General features: G+C 51.5%; 16 protein-coding genes. 3 read left to right on the top strand and 13 right to left on the bottom strand.

What is annotated here, in order from left to right:
• Positions 1-51 precede the first annotated feature (51 nt).
• The 3 genes from ACSPJT_RS01160 to ACSPJT_RS01150 all read right to left on the bottom strand — a co-directional run bounded on the left by ACSPJT_RS01160 (position 52) and on the right by ACSPJT_RS01150 (position 10,466).
• Positions 52-8,172: a S8 family serine peptidase gene (locus tag ACSPJT_RS01160; protein ID WP_435894543.1), complete on the bottom strand. Its 8,121-nt coding sequence runs from the start codon at positions 8,170-8,172 to the stop codon at positions 52-54.
• 174 nt (positions 8,173-8,346) lie between these two features.
• Positions 8,347-9,444, bottom strand: a complete 1,098-nt coding sequence (locus ACSPJT_RS01155; protein WP_435894542.1) for a PfkB family carbohydrate kinase — start codon at positions 9,442-9,444, stop codon at positions 8,347-8,349.
• A 44-nt stretch (positions 9,445-9,488) separates the two neighbouring features.
• Positions 9,489-10,466 (bottom strand): phosphoglycerate dehydrogenase, encoded by a 978-nt coding sequence (locus ACSPJT_RS01150; RefSeq protein WP_435894541.1) that lies wholly within the window; start codon positions 10,464-10,466, stop codon positions 9,489-9,491.
• Positions 10,467-10,848: 382 nt separating this feature from the next.
• Between ACSPJT_RS01150 and ACSPJT_RS01145 the strand changes: the two genes are divergently transcribed.
• Positions 10,849-12,060 (top strand): GAF domain-containing sensor histidine kinase, encoded by a 1,212-nt coding sequence (locus ACSPJT_RS01145; protein WP_435894540.1) that lies wholly within the window; start codon positions 10,849-10,851, stop codon positions 12,058-12,060.
• Between the two features lie 182 nt (positions 12,061-12,242).
• On the opposite strand, the gene groL is transcribed toward ACSPJT_RS01145, so the two are convergent.
• The 7 genes from groL to ACSPJT_RS01110 all read right to left on the bottom strand — a co-directional run bounded on the left by groL (position 12,243) and on the right by ACSPJT_RS01110 (position 20,084).
• Positions 12,243-13,901 (bottom strand): chaperonin GroEL, encoded by a 1,659-nt coding sequence (gene groL, locus ACSPJT_RS01140; protein WP_435894539.1) that lies wholly within the window; start codon positions 13,899-13,901, stop codon positions 12,243-12,245.
• 67 nt (positions 13,902-13,968) lie between these two features.
• Complete coding sequence (locus ACSPJT_RS01135; RefSeq protein WP_435894538.1) at positions 13,969-14,259, bottom strand: co-chaperone GroES; 291 nt, start codon at positions 14,257-14,259, stop codon at positions 13,969-13,971.
• Positions 14,260-14,341: 82 nt separating this feature from the next.
• Positions 14,342-16,261, bottom strand: coding sequence for a molecular chaperone DnaK (dnaK, locus tag ACSPJT_RS01130; protein ID WP_435894537.1), 1,920 nt, complete (start codon positions 16,259-16,261; stop codon positions 14,342-14,344).
• 336 nt (positions 16,262-16,597) lie between these two features.
• A complete protein-coding gene (locus ACSPJT_RS01125; protein WP_435894536.1) occupies positions 16,598-16,756 on the bottom strand; it encodes a hypothetical protein in 159 nt (52 codons plus the stop codon).
• A gap of 696 nt (positions 16,757-17,452) precedes the next feature.
• Entirely contained in the window at positions 17,453-18,901 is a 1,449-nt protein-coding gene (locus ACSPJT_RS01120) for a PP2C family protein-serine/threonine phosphatase (protein ID WP_435894535.1), read from the bottom strand.
• Positions 18,902-18,986: 85 nt separating this feature from the next.
• Positions 18,987-19,514 carry an STAS domain-containing protein gene (locus tag ACSPJT_RS01115; RefSeq protein ID WP_435894534.1) on the bottom strand — a complete coding sequence of 176 codons (528 nt, stop codon included), beginning with the start codon at positions 19,512-19,514 and terminating at the stop codon, positions 18,987-18,989.
• 87 nt (positions 19,515-19,601) lie between these two features.
• Positions 19,602-20,084, bottom strand: a complete 483-nt coding sequence (locus tag ACSPJT_RS01110; RefSeq protein WP_435894533.1) for a hypothetical protein — start codon at positions 20,082-20,084, stop codon at positions 19,602-19,604.
• 88 nt (positions 20,085-20,172) lie between these two features.
• On the opposite strand from ACSPJT_RS01110, the gene ACSPJT_RS01105 reads away from it, so the two are divergent.
• Positions 20,173-20,670, top strand: a complete 498-nt coding sequence (locus ACSPJT_RS01105) for a Fur family transcriptional regulator (RefSeq protein WP_435894532.1) — start codon at positions 20,173-20,175, stop codon at positions 20,668-20,670.
• Positions 20,671-20,684: 14 nt separating this feature from the next.
• On the top strand, positions 20,685-21,371 hold the full coding sequence (gene trhA / locus ACSPJT_RS01100; RefSeq protein WP_435894531.1) for a PAQR family membrane homeostasis protein TrhA: 687 nt from the start codon (positions 20,685-20,687) through the stop codon (positions 21,369-21,371).
• 140 nt (positions 21,372-21,511) lie between these two features.
• Here trhA and ACSPJT_RS01095 read toward each other — a convergent pair whose 3' ends face one another.
• From ACSPJT_RS01095 to ACSPJT_RS01085, 3 genes are read right to left on the bottom strand one after another with little or no spacing between them, the layout of a single operon-like run.
• Positions 21,512-22,348 carry a PEP-CTERM sorting domain-containing protein gene (locus ACSPJT_RS01095; protein WP_435894530.1) on the bottom strand — a complete coding sequence of 279 codons (837 nt, stop codon included), beginning with the start codon at positions 22,346-22,348 and terminating at the stop codon, positions 21,512-21,514.
• On the bottom strand, positions 22,345-23,952 hold the full coding sequence (locus tag ACSPJT_RS01090) for a LamG-like jellyroll fold domain-containing protein (RefSeq protein ID WP_435894529.1): 1,608 nt from the start codon (positions 23,950-23,952) through the stop codon (positions 22,345-22,347). Before ACSPJT_RS01090 ends, ACSPJT_RS01095 begins: the two co-directional genes overlap by 4 nt.
• Positions 23,952-24,482, bottom strand: a complete 531-nt coding sequence (locus ACSPJT_RS01085) for a sigma-70 family RNA polymerase sigma factor (protein ID WP_435894528.1) — start codon at positions 24,480-24,482, stop codon at positions 23,952-23,954. The genes ACSPJT_RS01090 and ACSPJT_RS01085 overlap by 1 nt, the downstream gene beginning before the upstream one ends.
• Positions 24,483-24,609: the final 127 nt, after the last annotated feature.

Genomic DNA, 24,609 nt, shown 5'->3' with positions numbered 1-24,609 from the left:
GCCAAGAGTGATGTTTTCATCCTGGTCACCGGAGACGCTAGTCCGACGGTGTTAAGGTCGATCGTATTTTAACCGTATGAATCCTGATCCAACAGTTCCGACGGGAATCCTTGCTTCCACCGTTTCGACTCCATCACGAGTGCTGAGAACACGCTCTTCGATATCGGGAGCATCCCAGTCGGCCAGATCACGTGAGCCTTGGCAGCCGAGAGAAAGACCTCCTTGAGCGCCTGAGTTTCGGGTGAAAATGGCGAACAAGTAATCGCCTTCCACTTTCATACTAAGCACACCCTTCGAGGTAGAATCACGAGGGTCTGACATATGCAAATACTCCTGCCAGTTTTTCAGTCCATCCTGATCCGGATCGGCATCGTCGCCAGAGATGAGTTCGTCTAGCAGTTCGGCTTCTGTGAAGTGCTCGGATTTCCAATTTGCCACTGGCAGCGTAAACACTGCTGTCACAGCTTTCGGTGAGTCCATGACAACGTTGGCTGTGGCGCTTGAACCCGTAACTGCTCCACTCCAGCCCGCGAATATCCAACCATCCGCAGGGACAGCCGTCAGAGATGCTGTTTCGTTTAAGCCGTAGCTTCCCAGATCAGCCAAACCGCTTACTGAGCCAGCTCCACGCACATGCACCTGCAAGCTAGCACGCGATGAGAATGTCGCCTGCACGGATTTATCTCCGTTCATCAAAATGGTGATCTGGCTCTCAGCGCCAAGAGCATCGCCTCCCCAACCGGCAAACGCGGCGCCTTTGCCAGCACTCGCTGTCAGTGATACGCGCGCTCCGTGAGGGTATCGGCGGGCAGTGATATCCTGATTGATTTGCCCACTCCCTGTTGTGTTCAGATTGAGTTCCCACTCAGGAATAGTGACGATGACATGCTCAGAGATGACAATATTGTTAGCCTCATTGGTTTCTTGCAGCAAATGAGTGTTTCTTAGCTTGAGAGTGATGTGGTTTCCTCCGGCTATCACTTCAGATGGAATTTCATAGCTGATGTCGAATAGCATCGACCCGTCCTCGGCGAGGGTCATAGCTGGTAGCGAAAAATGTCCAATGTAAGCGTCATTTCCATCTCCATAGAATGAATCGGTAGAGAACCAAGCGTCCACAACCCAGCCGGTGGAATCATTCATTGCCTGGCCTAGATTAGCCACTCTTACTTGAAGTGGCACCTCTTCACCGATGCCAAGACTGTAACCCGGCTCAGTTTCGAAGCTGAGAGTTACATCGTAGAAGGTTTCTTCAATCACTCTACCATAGCCTAAGATGAAAACACGGCCGCCACCCACGTCATCGGCTTTTTGCATGTTATGAAAGCGGTTCGTAATAGCACCCCATTCTAACAAATCAGGTTGGGATTTAACCATTTGCACCGGATAATAGGCGGTATTCGATCCCTTAAAACCGATGAAACCGTCCGAGACAGGATAGACATCGTAATCATGATTTCCTGCCCCTAGATTAATGGCTGATTCCTGCCAAGTGATTCCGTCTGAAGTATATTGAATTTTTTCTCCACGTTGCCAGACAAGCAGTTTTCCATGAGCCAACACTTTCTGAATGTCACTATTACTGTTGTAAAAATTAAGAGCTCCTCGATCTGTAAGAACATCCCCAGCTTCCAAGGTCAGGCCGTGGTAGCGTTTATTAAATCCGGCCTCGATAGCTCCAACAATAACCCATTTGGAGTCTAACCAGTTGACCGACTTTGCCCGTTCTAGAATCGGCGCGGCGACTTCACTCCACGTTTGTCCACTGTCGACAGAGCGGAATACATCTCCATTGTTGCATACCGCGAGCCATTCGCTGCCATTAGTAGCCACATCGCTTATCTGTTTCTGAGACATCGAAGTAATCTCACTCCAGTTCACTCCATCTGTTGTGCGATACATGACCCCATTATTTGAACTAATACCTAGAGCGATAGCTGCTGTGCCGTCAGAGGTCAACGTTCTCACGCTGTAACTTGCAATGTTGGTATTACCTGCCACCTCGCATGAACTCCAGCTTACTCCATCATCTTCACTGAATAGAAGAAGCCCTGAATCACCACCGAGAATGAGCTTACCGTTGAATGACTCAACTTGATGAGGGAGTTTATTGGAAGGCAAGGGTTCTGTGCCTCGGCCTTGAATCGATTGTTCCCATGTGAGCAGATCGCTTGAGATTGAAACTGCTCCGTTAGAGTGAATCGCCATGACTATTTCGCCATTGGAAATCAGGCTCGCAATAGACGTGAAATCCGCAACTTCAGCGAAGGACTCCCATGTTTCGCCATTTTCACTCATAACCAAGCCATTGGATGTGACACCTAAATACTGGCCTTTGTGATAAATGATTTTGTCCACCGGGTGATCGCTATTGATCGACTGCCACGTAACAGCATCACTTGACGAGAAAAGGTAGCTCGCGCTTGAGCCAATAAAATATCGCCCTCCAGAGTGTATGATTCTGCCGATCTGCTGTGTAGTCTCCGGCAGGTCATCCGTGCTCCAAGTCACGGCATCTTGTGAACGGAAGAGCTTTTTAGTTTGGTTATTGAAAACCACAAATTGGCCACCTGCATAGATACCGCGAGTATTGTAAGACTGAGCAGTTTGGTTGACGCTGATTTTTTTCCAACTGAGCCCATTGTCCGTAGATGCGTTCATACCAGAACCATAACCAATACCGCCGATAATGGTGCCGTCAGGCCCGATTGCTTGCCACTGGAGATATCCCTCCACACTGACCTCCCCTGTTTTCCAGTTAAAGCCATCGGTAGATGTCATTACGCTACCCGATGTAGTCCCCTGCGTTTGGTAAGCCGCGATGAATCGATCGCTCTCAAAACGAAGTGGTGTTCGAACCCAATAGTCTGTCAGATTTGGCGAATAGTGAACCCAGTTCACTCCATCCTTGGATGAAATCACACTGCCATTACTGAACTGAATCACGAGCACACCGTTGCCTGAAGCCATAGCGTAAATGGAATCTGGAAGTGATGGAAGCGGTATGCTTTCCCATCGATACCCGTCAGAGGATCGATAGAGATCGCGTGGACCAGCTACGTAAAACACACCACCTAACTGAGCCCTGTGATTACTAGGAACATAGTTTTTACCTTCACCCAAGTTCAGCAGATTAGCACGTTCGGCACTTGTAGTATTCACTACAACAGAGTCACTTTTACTCAACCCGTGACTATCTGTTGCAATGACGGAGAAGACGTGTCTGGCATTGTGAGTCGTTCTGAATGTATATTCGAATGAGCTGCCCGTACTGTTCCCCACCTCTTCGCCATCCAGGAACAAGGTATATGCTACGGCTCCTTCTTCCGGATCCGTTATTTCCCCAGTGACTGTGACGTTCGACCCTAGGATATGCGTGCTCATCGGGGCGGGTGAAGTGATTTTCACCAATGGCGCACTTCCTCCGGCATGTGTATTCCCGGTTTGTAAAATCCCACCGCCTTCCAAAGCCACAACAAGCTGTCCATGACCTCCTGCGAGACCTACAATCCCCTCAGGGAGAGTAGACTTGACCCATGCAATGGCATCATTGGAGTAATAGACTTCATTACCTCCAGTGTGCGCTACAAGACTGTCATTAAACAGTAACAGGTTTTTGTAATTGCCGGTCGAAGTAGGTAATCCACTTGTAGCGACCGTAGACCAGTACACGCCATCGGTGGATTTCCGTAGTTGTGTAGAATAAGGATAGCCTGTTAAGCGACCCAAAGCGTATATGGTGTTCCCTTTCTTGACCAATTGCGCACCATTTAAATAGAAACCAACATAGCTCCACGTGATCGCATCGGATGATCTGTAGATCTTATGGGTTGATGAATCCTCGGCAAACCACAGTCCGTCCACATATTTCGGCTTAGACGAGAAATTGACATTAAATGGAAGGGTTTGTTTTAGCCATGTATTGCTTCCATTGGGCAAAACATAGAAGGTGTATGAACTAGAGATTTCTGATGTAGGAGCAACGGCGAGAATAGTGCCATCTTCCCCTTCGGCAATGTGGTTAATCGTAGCAGGAACCCCTTGATAGCTATTTTTGTATTCTTCACTGTAGAACCCATAGGTCGCACCTGTTAGTATTGTTTTACTCGCCGTGCCGTAATGCCCCCAGTGTTTACCGCCTGCGTAACCGACTGCAGTTGAAGCCTGTCCACTTTGACTCTCAGGTAACGACACGTTGGCCCATGACCTGCCGTCACTGGATACGACGATGGGTTTCCGCTTCCCATAAAAGCTTTGCACCGGATGCGCGATAAATGATCCCCCTACGAAATCCAAACCAGATAAGTTTGATAGATGCTCTGCTGGGAAAGTCACATCGTATGGATCATCGATGGTCGATATATACCCCTTGTCAGTTCCGTAAATGAGTTTGTCTCCGTAGCTCGCAGCGGACAGGAAAGAGTGAGAATTGTCAGGAAGAACAGTCCGATACATCCGTGTTTGAGGATCGGAAAACCATCGGTAATAATCATTGTCTTGGCGGAAAGAGTAAAGGTGCTCAGCCGTTGCAGCAAAAACCCCTGCACTTCCGAACCCATTACTGGGGGCATTATGATAGACCCAGTTCTCACCATCGGAGGAAATGTAAATACTGTATGTGCCAAATAAATAGAACTTTCCGTTAGCGTATGCCGAGCTGTTAGGATGCCTTGTGATTGATTGACCGCCAGGAACACTGTCATATTCAGTCCAATTCACACCATCCGTTGATTTATAATGACGCATCCCACCGGCACCTCCAGTGTATATACTAGCAGCGACGATTAAGCTGCTACTGGCTGATGCTCGTCCTTTGATTTTAAGGTTGGTGGTGACCTCATTCAGGTTAGTTCCTTGGCTGGGAACCCAAGAGATACCATCATTAGAATAGTAGACATCATTGTTCCCTGTCCCATCTAGCTGAGCCACGAACCTACCATCGATCGTGAGTAGTAAATGATTTCCGGAATACGGACTGGTCAGACCGATCAAGCTATGAACCGACCAAGTGAGGGTGTTGTCATCAGATATTGCGACAGAGTATGTGCCATTGTTGTCATTTCCCAGACAGATGAATCGTCCATTGGCGATCTCCATGGTTCGGCCTGTGAACCCACTCGGCAAGTTGATTTCCTCCCATAGCGAGCCATCAGTAGAATATAAAATTTTGGAGCCAGATACCGCATACACATCTGTTCCGTATACTTTGATATCGGAGATTCCCGCTCGCACGACTCCAGGCCTACGCCATTCCCAACCCTCCCATGGGGAAGTAACAACACCAAGATACATGTCGGCGCTTGCTGTTCCTAAATCATTGGAGACTTCGATCCGGTAATTCCCTGTATCCGCTGCTGCAACGCTGTTCAGTGTCAGTGTTTTATTCGTTGCTCCTGGAATGGCGACATTCTCTTTATACCATTGAAAGCTTAATGGTTCTGAACCTCTTACTTGGATAGTGAAATTGGCGTCGGCACCGCCTGCCAATGCAAGGTCACCACTCTGCCAGTAAATTTCAGGCGCAGTACGTTTTTCCCTGAGAGTCACGGTGTTACTCATCAACTCCGAGACATCGTTAGAAATGGTGCAGTAATATTGACCGAAGTCCTCCATTTCAACAGGATTAATGACTAGTGATGCCTGAGTGGCACCAGGAATTGACTCTCCGTTAAATGCCCACTGGTAGCGCACAGTGCTTCCACCTAACACTCCTACATCCAGCACTGATCGGCTTCCAATAGTGGCATCGGTGTCCTGAGGTTGCTTGATGATGACGAGCGCATCCTTCTTGAACCCATTCAGTAAGATCGCCCCAGAGGCATCACCTCTGAAGCCATCCACAGCGATATAGTAGGTGGTGCCACTTGTTACCTCGAAGGTCACTTGGCTGGTCCAGTCGAGCGCGCTTCGATCATCGTTGGATGCCGCTTCGGTTAGGGATCCCGGAGTCCCGCTGTAAACGGCTAACACCGTGTCAAACTCACTGCCTTGCGTGGTGATGACAAACTCGCCATCGAAGTCGGGTGTCCATTTCCACCAGAGCGATTTGCCTTTGCCCACTCCCGCGTGCGGATTGGACAGTTCGAAGGATTCCGGCGTCGCGTTGCGGTTGTCTCCTTTGGCCGTGAACCGGTCACCCGAGAGTCCGAGGGCGCCGGTGATGGGGTCGTTGACCGGTTTCAGTCCGAGCGTGGCCAGGAGATTCACTCCGTCGGGCTGGCTGGTGTCGATCAGGAAACGGTATTCCTGGTCCTGTTCGCAGTAGAAGAAAATTGTCTTGTCGGTTCGGAGGCTCTGGCTGCCACCGTCCGCGGCGATGGTCAGGCCGCCCTTTTCACTGCCTTTGAAAGCGATCACCCGGAACTGCTTGTCACTGGCTTCGACGGTGAACTCGACCAGACCTCTGTAGGGTGCCTTCCATGCGAACCAGACACTCTTGTCTCCTGTGTTGGGAATTGAAAACGTGTCCTCGTCGTCTTCGCGGGTCGCCTTCTTGTTAGACCCGCTCCAGTAACCGTAGCTGCCTTCGAAACGCAGCGCGTTTTCAAAGTCGTCGTTGTTCACTCCCGCTGTGGAGGCACCCAGCAGCTTCTGCAGGTTCAGGCGTCCGCCGGTGGCGACTTTACCGGCCAGAGCCGGAATGTGGTCGACCGATGAATAGAGCCGCGCGATGAGGTCCTCGGCATCTTCCGAGGGGTACTGGGCCCTGGCCAGTGCGAGCGCGCCACTGACGTGAGGGGTGGCCATCGATGTGCCGTTGAGATGTTTATAGGAAGAATTCGATCCGATGTAACACGACCAGATGTCGCTGCCCGGCGCGGCGATGTCCACTGAGTAGCGACCGTAACAGGAGAAGTAAGAGAGCTTGTCTTTGCTGGTGGTGGAGGCAACCGACACGATGGTCGGGAGGTCGTAGCTCGACGGATAGTGCGGGGTGGCGTCATTGTTCAGGCTGTCGTTTCCGGCTGCCGCGACGAATGGGATGCCGGCATCTCCGGCTGCTTTGATCGCGTTGTAGAGACCCTGGCTGTATCCTCCCCCGCCCCAGCTTGCGCTGATGATGTGGGCTCCGTTGTTTTTGGCGTAGTTGACAACCCTGATGCCGTCCGAGGTGCTGCCGCCGTTTGGCCCGAGAAAGCGCAAGCCCATGAGCTGAACGTTCCACGCCACACCGGTGAGACCGATGCCGTTGTTTCCGCGGGCTCCGATGGTTCCGGCGCAGTGGGTGCCGTGACCTCCGATATCCATGGGATCGGTATCGTCATCGTAAGCATCGTAGCCGTAGTGCCCGGAGCTGTTTGTCCACATGTTGGGGGCAAGGTCCTCGTGGTTGTACTGGATGCCGGTATCGGTGACTGCGACGATGACACCGGAGGCATCGTGACGGATGTCCCATGCTTCGGGAGCATCGATGTCTGCATCAGCTGTGGTTCCGGCAACGGTGCCCGGGTTGTCGAGCCCCCACATTTTGCGGTTGGCGAAGGCCGGGTCGTTGGGGAAAATACTTGGATAGACGAGGTAGTCCGGCTCGGCGAAGTCGATGAACTCGTTGAGGCCTTCGATCTCGGCGATGGATCGCTTCTGGGCATCATCGGCTTTGAATTCGGCAAGTTCGGCAAGGATGTAAGAACCGGGTTCGACGGCGCGGATGCGGTAACCGTTTTGTTCGAGCAGCTCACTGGCTGCCTTTTCATCGGCGCCGGGTTTCAAGCCGACCATGACGTGATCCGCCACAGAGGCACGGATGCGTCTGACGGTTTGCATGCCGGTTTTCGGATCGGTCCAGACTTCCTCCTCGAGGCGGACATTCGGGTATTTGAAATCGGCTTCGACAACGCGGACGCGTCTGCGCCCTGCCTTGCCCTCGGCAGCATCGATCCACTTCTCGCTGTATACCTTTTTAACAAACGGGTCGTTTTTGACAATGACCACATCTTGTTTTTCCACTTCCGGGGTGAGCAATGTTCCTTGCTGGCTGGCACCTCCTAGCACACGTGTGGCTGAGCGTTTGTCTGGCTCAACCGTTTGCGTGGATGAAGTGGTTGTGGGTCGCGTGTCAGTATGAGTGTTAGCTGACTCACCGTCTATTTTAGTCTCGCTGGCAGGACGAACGGAAAAAAACAACGCACAGGCAAGAAGGAGAAATAATAGAGGGTAAAAGATGCGCTTCACTGATAGCAAATGGGGTAAATAAACTGAGGGCTGGCAAATCTTAATAGAATATCCGCTTGGGTCTAGTGGAAACTCGTTAGAATTCGATTGGAAATATGCAAGAAAACCTCAGCTTCCACCAGAAAACCGAGGCTTGATTTAGTCACTGCAGCAATTTGCAGAAAGAAGGAGAAACTAGCGGTCCACGCGGGCAGATCCACCGCCTACGAGTTTAGCTACTTCCTCTTTGGTGACCATAGTGGTATCGCCGGGAGTGGTCATGGCTAGCGCGCCATGAGCGGCGCCGTATTCCACGGCTTGGGCTGGATCGTTGAACTCCATGAAACCGTAGATCAGGCCGGATGCGAAGGAGTCCCCACCGCCTACGCGGTCGAAGATCTCGCAGTGCTCGCGGTTCACCGAAGGATAGAACTCGCCGTCGTGCCAGCAGAGCGCGCCCCAGTCATTATCGGATGCGGTGTGCACCTCGCGCAAGGTCGTGGCGGTGGCCTTGAAGTTAGGATACTCCTCCACGGCCTTGGTGATCATTTTCTTGAAGGAATCGAGTTCCAGACCGGTGATGTTAGATTCGTCCACGCCCTCGACCTCGAAACCGAGACAGGCGGTGAAGTCTTCCTCGTTGCCAATCATCACATCGACGTATTTGGCGATCTCACGGTTAACTTCCTGGGCCTTGGCCTGGCCGCCGATGGATTTCCAGAGTGATGGACGGTAGTTCAGATCGTAGGAAACGATGGTGCCGTATTTCTTGGCGATCTTGCAGGCCTCGATGGTCAGCTGGGCATTGCCCTCGGAAAGTGCCGCGAAGATGCCACCTGTGTGGAACCAGCGCACGCCGAGCGTTCCAAAAATGTGTTCAAAATCAAAGTCATCCACGGTGAGCTGGGAGGCTGCGGTGTGGCCACGGTCGGAGGTTCCCTTGGCTGCGCGCAGGCCGAAGCCTCGCTCGGTGAAGTTCAGTCCATTCCGTGATGCGACGCCAAGACCATCGAAGTCAGCCCATTTGATGAACTGGGTGTCGACACCGCCCTGAAGAACGAGGTCCTCAAGGAGCCGGCCGACTTCGTTATCCACAAAAGCGGTCAGCACAGCGGCGCGTTTGCCAAAGCAGCGGCGCAGGCCACGAGCTACATTATACTCGCCGCCGCCTTCCCAAGCTTGGAACTGGCGTGTGGTGCGGACGCGACCGTCACCGGGGTCAAGGCGCAGCATGATTTCGCCCATGGAAATGATGTCGTATTGGCAGGACTCGGCAGATTTGATATTCAGCATTATTTTGTTAGGTTGGTGATTTTGAAATAGGAAAAGTTGAGGTGTTAGAGGACTCCGTTGGCGCAGAGAACGTCATCGGTGCCTTCGAAGAAATTGATCAGGTTGTTCAGGCAGCGGTTGGCCTGGCGTTGCACGGACTCGTGGGTGCGCGATGCGATGTGGGCCGTGATGATGGTGTTAGGAGCCGAGATCAATGGGTGGTCGGCTTGTGGAGGTTCAGCATCTAACACATCAGCTGCGAAACCGCCGATTTTTCCGCTTTCGAGCGCCGCTGCGACATCGACGGAGTTGATCACCTCGCCACGTGCACAGTTAACGATGAGCACACCGTCCTTGAGGCGTTCGATCTGGGCGGCGTTGATGAGGTCCTTGGTGTCCGGTGTGAGCATGCAGTGCAGGGAAATAATGTCTGCAGCTTCAAGCACCGCCTGTGCCGATGCACCCTGTTGGATGCCGTGCTGGGCTGCAAATTCAGCGTCGAAGGTGCGGTTGAAGGCGATGACCTCCATGCCGAAGGCTCTGGCGCGGATGGCGACTTCCTTGCCGATCCGGCCCATGCCGATGATGCCGAGGGTTTTGCCCATGACTTCGTTACCAACCGGCTTTTTCCAGCCCCCCACCCACTTGCCGTCTTTGACATCGCAGGCGTTGCTGTGGATTTTTTTCGAAAGCGAAAGCATGAATCCGAATGCGTGCTCGGCCACGGTGGTGTGGTTGACGCCGGGAGTAAACAACACGGGCAGCTCTTTCTCAGTCGCGTAATCCACATCGATTTTATCCAGCCCGATGCCGTATTTGGAAATGCACTGCAAACGCGGCAAGCACTTATCGATCACCTCAGGCGAGATGATGTCGTCGCCGCAGAGAAAGGCATCGAACTCCCCTGCCAGCTCCAGCATGCGTTCTTCGCTCAGTGGACCCCGCTCACGCACGAGTTCCCAGTCCTGGGCGTTTAGAAGATCTTGGTGACTGCCTGGAGTGTCTTGAAAACTGGTGGTGCTAAGTAAAACGCGCTTGCTCATAATGAAATTGGACGGACGGATGCATAATCGAAGTGATGATTACTGACCACTGTAAAAGGTCTGTGAACCCCGACAGATTGCGACAGATTTACATACAAAAAACCCCACTTCCACAGCCTTCGGTGGCAGTTATTTCGCCGTGCATGAAGGATCGTTGTTATACGAACCAAAAACAATACACACAAAATGAGCTACCTATTATGACTTGACGGTAATCTCTATAATCAAGAGAAACACCCGTGTCATTTTCCGATCTCCATGGAAATGTGGCGCGTATTGAAACAACACTCCCAGTTTTCGATGCACCACCGCTCATCTGCTAGTCCCTGTCTATAGAGCTCAATGGCTTTGCCTTTTGCTTTGGCAATCCACTTCTCAATCAATGCACAACACTGAACCTTTCTCATGCACGCCAGCTCTTCACCACAAGGAAACCGAGCGGTTGGCGGCACTGCGCAGATACGGTATCCTCGATACGCCCAAGGAGGCCGATTATGATGAGATCGCTAACTTGGCATCCTCACTCTGCAAGACACCGATCGCCGTGCTCAACTTCATTGATGAATCGCGTCAGTTCTTCAAAGCGGAAGTAGGACTGGGAGTCAGTGAAACGCCCTTGGAAACCTCCTTTTGCGGGCATGCACTTTTAGAAAGCGAAGTTCTCATTGTGTCTGATACGACCAAGGATGATCGTTTCAGCAATAATCCGTTGGTCACGGGTGAACCTTATTTACGTTTCTATGGTGGAGTTCTCTTGATCACCCCCGATGGATTACCCATCGGAACCATCTGTGTGCTGGACTACGAACCGCGCGAACTGGATCAGAAGCAAGTTGAAGGATTAAAGTTCTTGGCCAAACATGCGATGACGCTACTGAACCTCCGCCAGAAAGTCTCTGAGCTGGACGAGGCATTGGCATTCCGTAAACGCGTTCTGGACACTGTATCCCATGATTTACGGAACCCTCTTAGCTCGATTATTTTATACTCATCAACCTTAGTTGAAAACCCGGCTCAGACGGCAGATCGTATCCACCCAGTCGCTGAATCAATCCGTAGTGCCGCCGAGCAAATGCAGTCACTGGTCGGCGATTTGCTCGATCATGATGCCCTTTCACGGAATGCCCTAACAGTCGAGGTGGACAACCACGATTGCAAGGAACTGGTGCAGATGTTCGTGCATACGTTTAGCCCACTTGCGCAGGAAAAAGGGGTTAATTTGAAATGTCAGATGCCAGACGAGGCATTCGATATCGTTTGTGACCCTGACCGGTTCCAACAGATTTTATCCAACCTCTGCGGCAATGCGCTGAAATTCTCAGAACCAGACAGCGAAATACTCCTGTCGCTAGAAAAGTCCGCTGAACGAGTGACCATTTCCGTCGAAGACAGTGGCCCTGGAGTTCCTCCGGAAATGGTGGACCAAGTTTTCGAGCCTTTCTCCAAAGGTAGTGACAACAATACGGGAGTGGGCCTAGGGCTGGCTATTGTGCGTGAACTTGTAGCCAGTCAGAACGGAACTATCCACTACGATAAAGATTTCACAGACGGAGCGAGGTTCATCTTGACTCTGCCACTTGCGGCCAAGGCCTAGTCGGCTCGAAAGAGTTCTATTCACCCAGCTTGCGTCCGGTATTTAGAAATTGGGTATCCCTAAGCTGGGGGCGAACCTTACAAAAAACCCCGGCCGCTGTGAAGCAACCGGGGTTTTGAATTGTTTGCATCGTGCTGGCACTGATCACTGATCACCGCCAACCGATCACTGGAGCGCAGCGACTACATCATGCCGCCCATGCCACCCATTCCGCCCATGCCGTGGTCGTGACCACCGCCTGCGGCTTCTTCCTTCTCAGGAATGTCTGTGATCAGACACTCAGTGGTGAGGAGGAGTCCGGAAATGGAGGCTGCGTTTTGCAGCGCGGAGCGAGTTACCTTGGTAGGATCTACTACACCGGAGGTGATGAGATCTTCGTAGGTGTCGGTAGCGACGTTGTAGCCGTGACCTTCTTTGTTAGTCTTGACGTTTTCAACGATGAGAGCGCCTTCGCGGCCTGCGTTGGTGGCAAGCTGACGGAGTGGAGCTTCCACGGCCTTGGCTACGATGCCCATGCCGGTCTTCTCGTCGTCGTTGCTAGCAGCTTCACAGCAGTTGTTCTTCTCACATGCTGCGAGAGCACGGAGCAGAGCTGTTCCACCACCGGGGACGATGCCTTCTTCAACGGCAGCGCGAGTAGCGTGAAGGGCGTCTTCGACGCGGGCCTTCTTCTCTTTCATCTCGGTCTCAGTAGCTGCACCGACGTTGATGACGGCCACACCACCGGCGAGCTTGGCAAGACGCTCTTGGAGCTTCTCACGATCGTAGTCGGAGGATGTGTCTTCGATCTGACGACGGATCTGGTTCACGCGGCCAGTGATGGCTTCGCTGGTGCCTTCACCTTCAACGATGGTAGTCGCGTCTTTGGTGATGGTGACACGCTTGGCTGAACCGAGGTCTTCGAGCTCGACGTTTTCGAGTTTGATACCGAGGTCTTCGGTGATGACTTTACCACCGGTGAGGATGGCGAGGTCTTCGAGCATGGCCTTACGGCGATCGCCAAAGCCTGGGGCTTTAACGGCAGCGACGTTGAGGGTGCCACGGAGTTTGTTGACCACGAGGGCAGCAAGAGCTTCGCCTTCCACGTCCTCAGCAATGATGAGAAGTGGCTTGCCGGTCTTGGCTGCTTTTTCAAGAAGTGGCAGCAGGTCCTTGAGGGAGCTGATTTTCTTCTCGTTGATGAGGATGAGGGCATCGTCGAGTGATGCTTCCATGGCCTCTGCGTCGGTGACGAAGTATGGGCTGAGGTAACCTTTGTCGAACTGCATACCTTCGACAACGTCGAGGTTGGTTTCGATGCCTTTGGCTTCTTCAACGGTGATGGTGCCGTCTTTGCCGACTTTGTCCATGGCTTCAGCGATGATGCCGCCGATTTCCTTGTCCCAGTTAGCGGAGACAGTGGCAACCTGGGCGATCTCGTCTGTGTTAGAGACTTCCTTGGAGAGCTTGTGCAGCTCGGCCACGATGGCTTCAGAAGCCTTCATGATACCACGCTGAAGCGAGATAGGGTTAGCACCGGCTGTGACGTTGCGGAGACCTTCTTTGTAGATGGCTTCGGCGAGCACGGTAGCGGTGGTTGTTCCGTCACCGGCGATGTCTGATGTCTTGGAAGAAACCTCACGGATGAGCTGTGCGCCCATGTTCTCGTAGGCATCTTCGAGTTCGATTTCCTTGGCAACAGAGACACCGTCCTTGGTGATTGTTGGGGAACCGAATTTCTTGTCGAGGATGACGTTACGGCCGGAGGGCCCGAGTGTTGCTTTGACGGCACGTGCGAGCTTTTCCACTCCGCGGAGGAGTGCCTGACGAGCTGCTTCGTCGAATTGTAGTTGTTTAGCCATAGTATTGGTAATAGGTAATTGTTATTTGGAAATAGGATGAGTGTGTGGCTTGGGAGCCACGGATTATTTAGCCTACGATGCCGAGGATGTCGGACTCTGAGAGGATCAGCATGTCTTCGCCATTGACTTTGACTTCGGTGCCGCCGTACTTGGAGATGAGCACTTTGTCTCCGACTTTGACGGCGAACTCGATGTCCTTGCCGTTGTCGTCTTTGCCACCTGTGCCGAGGGAAACGACCTCTGCCTCTTGTGGTTTTTCTTTGGCTGAATCAGGAAGAACGATGCCTCCTGCGCTGACTTCTTCGGCTTCAAGACGCTTCACGAGGACGCGCTGTCCGATGGGTGTAATGTTAGACATAATTTTGTATTTGTTTTGGTTTGGTTGTTAGAATGAGCCCCGCGAAATGATCACGAGGCTCATAAGATGGTTTTACTAGCGATTAATCTTCGACGACTTCGGCGTCGACCACTTTGCCTTTGGCTTGCTTCGGCTCGGAGGATTTTTCCTCGCCGCTGTCGGCTTCGGGTGCTGGTCCGCCAGCGGCTGCACCTTGGGCTGCCTGAGCAGCTTGGGCGAGTTCCTGGAGGGATGCTTCAAGTTCGCTGGTGGAAGACTTGACGGCATCGAGGTCATCGGCCTTGAGGGCTTCCTTGACGGCTTCGACTTTGGCTTCGATACCAGATTTGATTTCAGCGGGAAGCTGCTCACCGAGTTCTCCGAGTTGTTTTTCAACTTGGTTCACCAGGTTCTCTGCGTTGTTTTTGGTTTCAACGGCTTCGGCACGCTTCTTATCTTCCTCGGCGTGTTCCTCGGCATCGCGCTTGGCTTTTTCAATTTCCTCATCGGAAAGACCACTCGAGCCCTCGATGGAGATTTTGTTTTCCTTGCCTGTTTTCTTATCCTTGGCGGATACGTGCAAGATACCATTGGCATCGATGTCGAAGGTGACTTCGATCTGAGGTGTTCCGCGTGGTGCGGGCTCGATATCGCCGAGGTGGAAGTTTCCGAGAATCTTGTTATCGGCAAACATTTTGCGCTCACCTTGGCAGATGCGGATGTCCACACCTGGCTGATTGTCAGCGGCAGTCGAGAAGGTTTGGGACTTCTTGGCTGGGATGGTGGTGTTGCGCTCGATCATTGGGGTAGCGATCTGACCGGCTGTCTCGATGGACAGTGTTAGAGGAGCTACGTCGAGAAGGAGAACGTCAGAGACGTCACCTTGCAGCACACCGCCTTGGATGCCGGCACCGATGGCGACAACCTCATCCGGGTTGACTCCTTGGTTAGGTTTCTTGCCTGCGAGTTGTTGGGCTGTTTCCACAACCTTGGGCATGCGGGTCATACCACCGACGAGAACGAGTTCATCGATCTCACTGGCGGAAACACCAGCTTCCTTAAGACAGTCAAGAACTGGCTTCTTGGTGCGCTCAAAGAGGTGGTCTGTGAGTTGCTCCAGCTTGGAACGTGTTAGAGTCTGTTGGATGTGCTTAGGTCCAGTCTGGTCCATGGTGATGAACGGCAGGCTCATGTCGTAGGACTGAGAAGAAGACAGTGCGATCTTGGCTTTTTCAGCTTCCTCCTTAATACGCTGGAGAGCGTCAGGCTGCTTGCTGAGATCCATGCCTTCGGCATCTTTGAACTCTTTGATGATCCAATCGATGAGAGCGTTGTCCCAGTCGTCACCACCCAGCTGGGTGTCACCGTCTGTTGCGAGCACCTCGAATACACCGTCGTCGATGTCGAGAACGGAGATATCAAAGGTTCCGCCACCGAGGTCATACACGGCGACTTTCTCTTCAGATTTTTTATCGATACCGTAAGCCAGTGCTGCTGCGGTTGGCTCGTTAATAATACGGCGCACCTTCAAGCCAGCGATCTCACCGGCAGCCTTGGTGGCTGAACGTTGGGAGTCATTGAAGTAAGCAGGAACGGTGATAACGGCTTCGGTGATAGTTTCGCCGAGCTTGTTTTCTGCGTCCACCTTCAGCTTACCGAGCACCATGGCTGCGATTTCCTGAGGTGAGTATGTTTTCTTCTCGCCGTCCACTTCCACCTGAATGTGGGCGTCACCGTTGTCGGCTTCTACGATTGCGTAAGGGACGTTCTTATCTGCATCAGAGAGCTCACTGAACTTACGTCCGATGTAGCGTTTTGCAGAGAAGATGGTGTTTTTTGGGTTGGTGACTGCCTGACGTTTGGCAGCCTGACCTACGAGTCGCTCACCAGTTTTGGTGAATGCCACTACGGAGGGAGTTGTGCGTGCGCCTTCGGAGTTTTCGAGAACAGTAGCTTCGCTACCATCCATCACTGCCATGCAGGAGTTGGTGGTTCCGAGGTCGATTCCTAGTATCTTAGCCATATTGGTTGGGTCCTTTCTGGGTTATGTTTAAAGTTTGCGTTGAAATGGTTACCGGCATTGGCCAGCTCCAGTTCCTGTGCAATATCCATACCACCTGACGGACCAAGCCCATAGGACACACATAATGAGATAGTTACGAAATTTAACCTCTATCTCAGCGTAGCTAACACTTGGGCTTTTGGGACAACATGGCTCAACATCTGGACAGAAAATAGCGTCAATATGTCACGGTGCGCCAATTTGCACCTCTACCGGATGGGCATACCACGCACAAAAAAAGAGCCGTCGATTACTCGACGGCTCTTTGTTTAAAATCTAGTTGTTAATTCCCTGGGATTACTTGGCGTAATCGATGGTAGGTGTAGGAATATCGCGGAACTGAGGCAGTGGGCGGAGACCTGGAGGACGTTCTTCTCCGGTGCAACAGCCGCAGGAGGAAAGAGCAACACCACCGGCGACGGTGGCCAACATGACAAGAATACGAAGTGCTTTCATAGTATATTAATAGTGTGGATCGTAGTGTAGATCAAAAGATCGTGTTTGGTATTGCCAGAATCAAATGGCAAGGCAAGAAAAAAGGGCAAAGAAAAAGGGCGGGTCATGCTAACAAGACCCGCCCTTTGATATTTTTCAGTGGCTCAAATGATGAGCCGAAAGAATTACTTCATTGGCTGTGTCATCACAGGAGCAGGAGCAACTGTAGGCTCAGGCTTGGAACCACAAGAAGCGCTGACTGCAACACCAAGAGCGGCGGCAAGAATAAGTGCGATTTTCATATTTAGTATATATTTGTTAGTTTGTTGTTAGTTCTAGTCACTCGGGTTTACCTTTCTGGCAATCGAACGACTAAAAAATATTTAGTCAGTAAATTTAATTACTTAGTAGGTGGTGCAACGTAAGCTGGTGCTTGAGGGGCTGGCTTGGAGCAGCAAGATGCGCTGACCATAACACCACATGCAGCGGCGGCGATTGCGATAATTTTAACGATTTTCATATTTCAGGTTTAATTCTAGGATTACTAGGTTTGGTTGCCCGTGCTTCGTAGAACACAAAAGCGTGGGCGGTTTCATCAGAGAAGATACATTGGGTGCCTCGAACTGATAGAGCTAGTTTATAAAGCCCTCTTGAGCATGCAAGCGGTAAAATAGAAAATTGCGTATTCCAAACCCTCATTAGCAACATGAAACAGGCTCATCTTTTTTCGATAGCGATCATGGTGATGTCATCCATCTGGGGCTCTTCATCGGCGAAGGAAACAACCGCCTGCTGAACAGCCTCGACAACAGCCTCCGCACCCAGCGGTGCCGACTTCAAGAAAACGTCTATCAGACGCTGTTTTCCGAACTCATCTTCTTGTGCGTCAACAGCTTCGCAAACCCCATCGGTGTAGAGCAGCATGCAATCGCCAGGCTCCATCTGTATTTTTAAATCTTTAGTCACACGTTCAAAGACCTCCCCTTCGTCGATTCCAATAGCAAGGCCCGGTGGCTTGATACTCTCTATGGTGCCTGTGCTGCTTCGGTAGACCAGAGGTGCGTCATGACCTGCTCGGCTCAGACACAGATCTCCCGTGCCATGCTCAAGGACTACATAAGCGAGGCTCACAAACATATCCTCACGAACATCCGGAAAGAGATTTCGGTTTACCTGCGCAAGAGCGTCTGAGGGAGACTTGGCCTCCTTAGCTGTTAGACGCAGCACACTCCGGCACATGGCCATTAACAACCCGGCGGGAACCCCCTTTCCTGTTACGTCAGCGATGACGATTCCCGTGTTATTGTCATCGAGAGGAATGTAATCGAAGTAGTCGCCACTAATCATCCGGGCTGGAGTGTTTCTACCGCTGACACGGTAGCCGGGGATCATGGGTTCTTCAGATGGAAGTAGGACGTTTTGAACTTCGCTCGCTGTCCGTATTTCATCATCCAGTTTTCGTTTCTCAACGAGTTCCCGATGGATCATGGCATTGCCCATCGCAAAAGCTGATTGTTCTGATGCTGAACGAAACACTTCAAAATCATTAGCACTGAATTGCCCCTGATCAGAATCGTGTCTTCTAACAATGGCCACCACTCCGATATCTCGACCACCATACGGCAATGGAGCAAGCAGAGCTGTGATGTCTTCATCGTAACTAACAAATGCATCCCGAAACGACTCATGATCCCGCACATTCGGAATGAGTAAACACTCACCCGCGGAGATCGCTGCACCAAGCACGCCTTCGTCCGCACCCACCTTGGCTAGGCGAACATGGCTGTCCAGAGCACGAGGATCTTTTTGAGCACGACTCCTGATCTCAACCGGGATACCTACGAGTGGTGGGCATTCGATGGAGATGTATTGCGGAATCAGATTTTTTTGATCCTCACTGAGGAGATAAAGCGCGCCACCATTGGCATTAAGCACCTTGCTGAAGCCCTCGACGATTTCCTTATACAGCTGACGCGGAGTGATGTCCTTACCGATAACTTCACCAAGATGGTGCAGGAAATCGAACATCCGCAACTCTTCGCTCAGAATGGCGTCCTTCTCCTTTTGAGTTTCCTCTAACCGTTTTCCAGTTTTTCGCAGTGCCAACAAGCATATCGCAAACAAGATAGCCGTTAGAGAGGCCAATACATAACTAGTCGTGGTCATGGCTGGCTCGTGCTTGGCAAAGTGCTAGTTAGAACGAACATCTTCCGTGTGCTGGAAAATCCACCATCGCTGGTTGTGGAACAGGTCACTTGTTAGCTGCCTTTTTGGCCTTCACTTCGGCTTCAAGAAAATCAAGCACGGTGGCAAATTTTTTGGTGTTTTTCTCGTCCGCCGCACAGAGTGTTTTGTGAGCTTCAAGAACATGTGGAGCTTTATCGATACCGCTGGCATCATCCCCGCAGAGAACCAATTTCTCTCGAACTTCGGAGACTTGATCTTTCCAAACACTTTCTTCAGGTTCGATCTCCATCAGGACATCGAGACCTAAATCCTCCAATGATTGACGATTTCTCTCACCAGGCTCGGCGATTTGGAGTTTGCCTCCAGGGATTTTCATCAATCTCATGGCGAGACCGGCCATGGTCCCCATGAATGTAGAATCCATGCCGGTGCATGCCTCTAAATCCACAACAATGATGGTGGCTCCATCTTTCATCTCATTTTCAGCCCACTCCTTGAGAGCATGACTGTTGAGGAAAGATCCTTTTCCTGCGCAACGGATCCATGAGAATTCGCTCGCGCGATAGGCTGAAATTGGGTGTTCTGTACTCACTCTGGTTCAGAGAGTTCTTTAATAGGGGCGATGGATGCTAACCTAGCTCGCGTAAGGACTAAGGTCAATCACACAGAACAGTTATTTTCAACGCCAGAGATACGAACGTTTCATTGCCAGCACCTTACCATTGCTGATCAAACGAGCCCTCCATGCAAGGACTCGGCCACCCTGTTTGTAAGAGTCACCGATGACTCTAAATTCCACGGATCCACTGTTCAAACCTGCAGGGATTTCACGGGTCATGGTCAAGACCTTGGAGGCTGTGGTCGCCTGCTGATACTCGAACACCACCTTGGCGTCCCCTGTATTCTGGATGTCATTCCAATAAACTGTGTAGTAATGCCCCAAACGACTGGTTCTCTCTTCCATGGTCACCGCTCCGCGGAGGCGATACAGCTGCTCACCCCGAATCATCTGGGCGCTATCATCGGTCGCCTTCACAGAACTCAGATGAAACTGACGTACCTGAAAGGGCTCTTTTTCAGCAGTGCTACAGGAGGCTAACAGTCCGAGGGCAACCGCACCGACTGCACAAGCGGCTGAGAAGTAATGGAAATCAATTCGCACGGGAGCGATCAAAGCGCAGTGTTATAAAAAAACCAATATCGAAATTTCCAATTCGCCAGAAGCGTTTGTTCCGTTTAATCTCCCACGCATGGAAGAGACGATCGAAGCGCGCTTACAGCAGTTCATTCAGAGCAAAGGCCTGCGCAATACCCCTCAGCGCAACGCCATCGTGGAGGCCATTTTTTCCACCGACGATCATTTTACCGCTGACGACTTGTGGGATCGGGTAAGAAAAACCCAATCCAGTTCGTCTCGGGCAACCGTATACCGCACGATCTCGCTCTTGGTCGAGGCTGGCCTGCTGCATGAGATTGATCTTGGCGACGACCAGAAGACCTACGATCCAAACTTCGTGGATAGTCCTGCACACAACCATCTTGTGTGTATCGACTGCGGCAAAGTAGTGGAGTTCGAGGATGCCCATATTCAATTAATGAACGACTGCGCTGCGCGCCGACTTGGTTTCCGTCCCGAGAAGCAGTCGTTAAAAATAGAAGCCTGCTGTGAAAAACTGCGGCTTCACGGCAGGTGCGAGAATTTGATTTCAGCCAGAGTCCAAGGCAAGCGTCTACCCAAGCAACGCTGAGCCCCTGCCCCGTTATGACTCAGGACCAGACCATCCCCGAGAAAATCCGCTCCGAACTTTGTGAGACTGGCCCTGAGGAGCTGGCGAACATCATCACTCACGGTCTAGGCGTGCTACTGAGCGTAGCCGCGCTGGTGATCATGGTGGTTGTCTCCGGCGATGACCCGTGGAAGATCACAGGCGGTGCCATTTTCGGAGCTACCTTGGTCCTGCTTTACCTTTCCTCGACGCTCTATCACACGGTTATTTCACCACGGAACAAGTCGTTTTTCCAAGTGGTGGATCACGCTGCAATCTACCTGCTGATCGCAGGATCTTACACGCCGATCACCTTGGTGACCTTGCGCGGTCCTTGGGGGTGGAGTTTGTTTGGCGTGGTGTGGTTCATGGCCATTGCCGGAGTGATGGTGAAGGCGTTCATGAAAAACAACCGCGAACACTGGCTTTCCACGGCGCTCTACTTGCTGATGGGCTGGCTAGCGGTCTTTGCCTTCGGACCATTGCTGAAATCCTTACCTATGCCCGGAATCATTCTGTTAGTCGCCGGTGGGCTTTGTTACTCGCTTGGTGTTATCTTTTTTGTCTGGAACAAACTACGCTTCAACCACGCGATCTGGCATCTGTTTGTGCTTTCCGGAAGTGTCTGCCACGCACTGATGGTGATCCTCTACGTGTTACGGGATCACACGATTTATCCCTGAGTGCATTGATCATGCATGCTTGTCCCAAAGGACATGTCTAACATGCGTCAAAGATGGTATTAAAATCAGTGCACCCCCTAGCTTGACGACGTCATCAGCCGGGGGGCGCACCTTATAATCTGAATATCCGTGATGACCGATCACTTGCGACGGCGCATGATCAGAGCAAGACCACCGAGGCCGAGGAGAGCTACGGATGATGGCTCAGGAACAGCAGTGAGTGTGCCGCCGTTCACTACGAAATTATCAGTGAACGTTCCGCTATTGGCGCCATTGCGTTGGAGCAAGCCGATGTTCCAAAGGTCCTCGTAGGTTGCGGACGCCCAGTCGTTAACATCACCTAGGTTCCCACCAGCAATTAAACTGTTGATAGTTTCATCTGCTCCAGTTCCCAAGGTTCCGTCGTTCCCGCCATCACCGAAACTGTCGTAAAGACGGACAGTGCCAGCTCCGTCATTGGTCCCTCCGCCGAAGCCGCCTGTGAAAGTGAGCGAGCCTCCAACTCCGACAAAGTTGATCAGGCTACTCGATCCTGTATCGTCTGAGATACTAATCCAAGCTTTCAAAAAGCTAACAGAACCTGTTGATCCGATGACCAAAGTTGAGGACGAGGCTGAAGTAGCTCTGAACCCCATTTGAAATTCATTGTCACCAGTTAATGAGCCGTTCACGGTGAGTGTGCCAGCAGTCCCCGCTCCTGGGCTACCCGAGCGTAAGTTGCCAACCGACACATCTGGCGTGTTTGCTGGCGCACCTACTGCCGTGGCAGTGATATCATGACCAACACCGATCACCACATCGTCGCCGCCGTTGACATCGGGAGCGGTGCCACCCCATGTGGCCCCAGTGTAGTAGTCACCACTGCCTGTGCTCATGACAAGAGCCGCTTGTGATGGATTGATTAGACCTATCGCCAAAATAGAGAGAGTTCCCAGTCCTGAGAGTTTCATATGTTTGACATTTGTTTTTAGTTTCATTCTGTTTTCTTTGTTGTTGGTTTCACCTCCAATTCATCTGGAAGGGAGTTTTTACGGTAGAGACACTGCACCTGTGCGGCGCTGATCGAGCCTTCTATCAGGAAAATTTCATCGAGTTCACCACGGAAGAATCTCCTTTGACCGCGATCAGTCTCCAGTGATGAACCGAAAGTGAGGGGCGTTGCAAAAGGGCTGTTTTTGGCTGTTAGGGTATCCACCTCAACCGGCAATCCCTTGTCAGTGGCTTTGAAATTACATGTCTCAAGCTGGCCATCGATATAGATATCGACAGCAGGCAGGCCATTCTCATCTGACCTGCCCATGTATGACGCAGCGACATGGTGCCAATCTCCATCGTTCAGCTGGGTCGTGCCGACATACCAAAACTGGTTGAACGTCATCTGCACGACATGATTACTCTCTCCTCCCGGATTAAGCTCATGGTCTGAAGCGATAAATAATTTACACCGATGGTTTCCCGAGCCTGAGTGCAATCCCCACCCCACACAGCCGGAATCATAGCTGGATTGATTAATCTGATTCTTCGGGATTTTCACCCAGAATGAAACTGCACGCGGCTGGCTCCCGCTGACACCCGGCCAATTGGTTTCCAAATAATCATCCACGCCATCAAACGACAGACCTTGGCCAAATTTGCCTGGCACTTGATCGCATTTCACTTTGACGGATTGCAGGGATTTTGCCCAAGGAACATTGCCTGTAGCCGTGTAGTTCTCATCGACTTTTGCATCAAATGACCAGTGGTGATAAGGTAACCTCTGGGGAAGATGCTGGAAAAATTTAGGTTTCGTGGATTTACTCGCGATCAGACGACCTCCTGCCTTAACCACTATTGCATCTCCCTTGGTGAGTTCACGTTGTAGCAAGCGGCCCTTTAGAGATGTCACTTGCACCCGTCCTTCAAAAACGTGCACTTCATCGTCCTCGTCAGGATTCGTGACCACTCCGAACTCTGTGCCCAAATCGACCACTTTCAGATCTGCGGTCAACACGGTAAAACCCGTAGCCTCACTGGGTATATGAAACCACCCCCTGCCCTGCCTCATGTAGAGTCGGTCTCGCTCGTGCAGGGTCAAATCCGCCGGAGCCATGATCACGGATTTCACACCTGTTTCAAATGTCAGTTCTACAACGCCCTGATTCACTACCAAACGAGAACCAACGGTAAGAATGTTTCCTTCATCTTCCAATTCCTCCCCCTCCTTCGGATGGGTCAGCTCAAACTGTGTCCCCGGTGACGTAGCAAAAGTCAGCGCCCTCTGATTCTGGGTGCGACTCGGAGCTAGGAAGAAACTCATCGATATTGCAGCAATCACTAAAACCGCGGCAGCCGCATAGAGGGCCATTTTCCTGACTTTCTTTTTCTGCTCAAGCATCATGCTCTCGATCGGCATAATCCCCTTCAAAGCTCTTCTTTCCGCAGCCATTTCACCGAGGAGATTGTGAATCCCCACCAGTTCGCGATAATAACTAAGCGCCTCGGGTCTATCCCTTAGCTCTTGAGTAATTAGCTCAAAGTCCGAGTCCGAGATCGTGCCTTCGATCAACTCTTGTATCAGCCTATCGCGCTCCGAAATGTTCATCAGGCATGCCCCCTTTCCATGACAATGCGCTTCTCAACGCAGGCTTTCAGGCGCTTTCTTAACCTGAACAGAGTGACGCGTAACGACTGAGCTGTGGTGTTGGTTCGCTCGGCATGTTTCTCCAGACTATCGCCCTTCATATAACGAGCCCATACCACCTGCCTTTCAGAAACGGACAATCTGCTTAGGCACGCATCGAGCGCACGTCTCCTGATTGGTTCGTCCTCCACAGCCGTATCGGTCCAGATTCCTTCCAGTCGTTCAAACACTTCCAGCGGCAAGACCCTATTCTCGTTTTTAATCATCAGGCGGCGATGTTCCCTCGCCAGATTGACTGCGACAGAGAACGCCCACGCTTTAAAATTCGTTCCGTCTTGGTAGTCTGACTTTTTTCGACAAAGCAACAAATTGGTATCCTGGATGACATCATCGATCTCTGGACACCCGGGTAGAAGCGAAATGACGAACGCACGTATGTCCGACTGATGCTTTAGCAGCATCTGCACAAATTCTGTATCGACGGAGAACATGGGGTGACTTTGATGAACGATGATCCTAGCGGCTTATGAACCATCAGATTTCACCTTTAACGGATGATTAATGATTTTTTGATGTGAAACGTTAACAACTATTCTGATTTTATTTTGGAAAAAGCGC

It is taken from the genome of Oceaniferula spumae, assembly GCF_042849255.1.
Taxonomy (GTDB): domain Bacteria; phylum Verrucomicrobiota; class Verrucomicrobiia; order Verrucomicrobiales; family Akkermansiaceae; genus Oceaniferula; species Oceaniferula spumae.
Note: the sequence above shows the minus strand (reverse complement) of the source record. Positions and strands in the feature narration are given on the sequence as shown.

What these genes read in the sequence shown, in the direction of transcription:
- ACSPJT_RS01125 (WP_435894536.1), bottom strand. Translation starts at nt 16,756, where the DNA reads ATGAAAGCACTTCGTATTCTTGTCATGTTGGCCACCGTCGCCGGTGGT.
- ACSPJT_RS01090 (WP_435894529.1), bottom strand. Translation starts at nt 23,952, where the DNA reads ATGAACATTTCGGAGCGCGATAGGCTGATACAAGAGTTGATCGAAGGC.
- ACSPJT_RS01135 (WP_435894538.1), bottom strand. Translation starts at nt 14,259, where the DNA reads ATGTCTAACATTACACCCATCGGACAGCGCGTCCTCGTGAAGCGTCTT.
- ACSPJT_RS01145 (WP_435894540.1), top strand. Translation starts at nt 10,849, where the DNA reads ATGCACAACACTGAACCTTTCTCATGCACGCCAGCTCTTCACCACAAG.
- ACSPJT_RS01150 (WP_435894541.1), bottom strand. Translation starts at nt 10,466, where the DNA reads ATGAGCAAGCGCGTTTTACTTAGCACCACCAGTTTTCAAGACACTCCA.
- trhA (WP_435894531.1), top strand. Translation starts at nt 20,685, where the DNA reads ATGACTCAGGACCAGACCATCCCCGAGAAAATCCGCTCCGAACTTTGT.
- ACSPJT_RS01155 (WP_435894542.1), bottom strand. Translation starts at nt 9,444, where the DNA reads ATGCTGAATATCAAATCTGCCGAGTCCTGCCAATACGACATCATTTCC.
- ACSPJT_RS01105 (WP_435894532.1), top strand. Translation starts at nt 20,173, where the DNA reads ATGGAAGAGACGATCGAAGCGCGCTTACAGCAGTTCATTCAGAGCAAA.
- groL (WP_435894539.1), bottom strand. Translation starts at nt 13,901, where the DNA reads ATGGCTAAACAACTACAATTCGACGAAGCAGCTCGTCAGGCACTCCTC.
- ACSPJT_RS01085 (WP_435894528.1), bottom strand. Translation starts at nt 24,482, where the DNA reads ATGTTCTCCGTCGATACAGAATTTGTGCAGATGCTGCTAAAGCATCAG.
- ACSPJT_RS01095 (WP_435894530.1), bottom strand. Translation starts at nt 22,348, where the DNA reads ATGAAACTAAAAACAAATGTCAAACATATGAAACTCTCAGGACTGGGA.
- dnaK (WP_435894537.1), bottom strand. Translation starts at nt 16,261, where the DNA reads ATGGCTAAGATACTAGGAATCGACCTCGGAACCACCAACTCCTGCATG.
- ACSPJT_RS01120 (WP_435894535.1), bottom strand. Translation starts at nt 18,901, where the DNA reads ATGACCACGACTAGTTATGTATTGGCCTCTCTAACGGCTATCTTGTTT.